Source organism: Streptomyces milbemycinicus, assembly GCF_002154605.1.
Taxonomy (GTDB): Bacteria; Actinomycetota; Actinomycetes; order Streptomycetales; family Streptomycetaceae; genus Streptomyces; species Streptomyces milbemycinicus.
In genome coordinates, this window is the sequence record NZ_MUNE01000996.1 from 1 (window position 1) to 1,183 (window position 1,183).

Consider the following 1,183-nt stretch of genomic DNA (forward strand, 5'->3'; position numbering starts at 1 on the left):
GCACACCGCCATCCTGCGGCACGACACCCAGGTCCTCGGCGAGCCCCGCCCGGCCGGCCCCGCGGCCGCCCTGTCCCCCGCCCAAGCCACTCCCGCCGCGGCGCCCTTGGTGGGCCGGGCCGAGGAGACCGCACAGCTCGCCGCCCTGCTGCGGGCCGCGGCCGCGGGGCGCACCCAGTGGGCCGTCGTCTCGGGAGAGCCGGGGTCCGGCAAGACACGGCTGCTGGAGGAGATGACCGCGGGGGCCGAGAACGCCGGGTTCACCGTGGCGCGGGCCAGCGGCGGCCAGGCGCTCAGCGAGAGCCTCGGCATCTCCCTGGCGTGCCCTGCCACCCAGCTCCTGGACGCGCTGCGCCGGGAGCGGCCTGGCACCGGCCCCGACACCCGGCCCGAGAACACCACCGGGGCCCGCCCCGGCGAGGACCGGCTCGCCGCGCTCGTACGGGAACTCGCCCAAGGGCCCGCCCTGTGCGTCATCGACGACCTCGACTGGGCTCCACCGGACTTCCACGACCTGCTGCGCCGGCTCACCGCCGTACTGCGGGACGCTCCCGTCGCCGTGGTGTGCGCCTTGCGGAACACCGACGGCCCCGCGGCCAGCGGGCTGCTCGCCGAGCTGGCCCGCCACGGCGCCACCCGGCTGCACCTGGAGCCGCTGTCCGTCGCGGACGTGGCCGAGCTGCTGGCCGCCCGCGGCGAGCGTGCCTCCGCCGAGGAGGCCACGGCGCTGCACCGGCGCGCCGAGGGCAACCCCTTCACGCTCGGGGAGTTGCTGAGGCTGCCCTCGGAGCGGCGTATGGGTCCTACGGCGCGGGTGCCGGCCGCGGTACGCAGCGTCGTCCAGGCGCGGCTCGCCGAGCTGGCCGCACCGGCCAGGACGATGCTCTGCTACGCCGCCGCCGACGGCGCGCACCTGGACATCGGGCTGCTCGCCGATGTCCAGGGCATGTCGCAGGACCGGCTGCTGCCCCTGGTCGACGCCGCCGTCACCGCCCGTGTCCTGGTCTGGGACACGGACCCGGACGACTGCGACACGGGGCGCTACCGCTTCCCCGAACTGGCACGGGAGGTCGTGCTGAGCGCGCTCACCCCGTCCTCCAGACAGCTGCTGCACGCCTCGCTCGCCCGCGAGCTGGCCGGCCGGGACGACGCCGACCCGGCGCGGCTCGCCCGGCAGCTGCGC

General features: G+C 77.3%; 1 protein-coding gene. It reads left to right on the forward strand.

The window, feature by feature from the left end:
- A partial coding sequence (locus CCN51_RS50130) for an AAA family ATPase (RefSeq protein ID WP_158104785.1) occupies nt 1–1,183 on the forward strand: 1,183 nt, incomplete at both ends.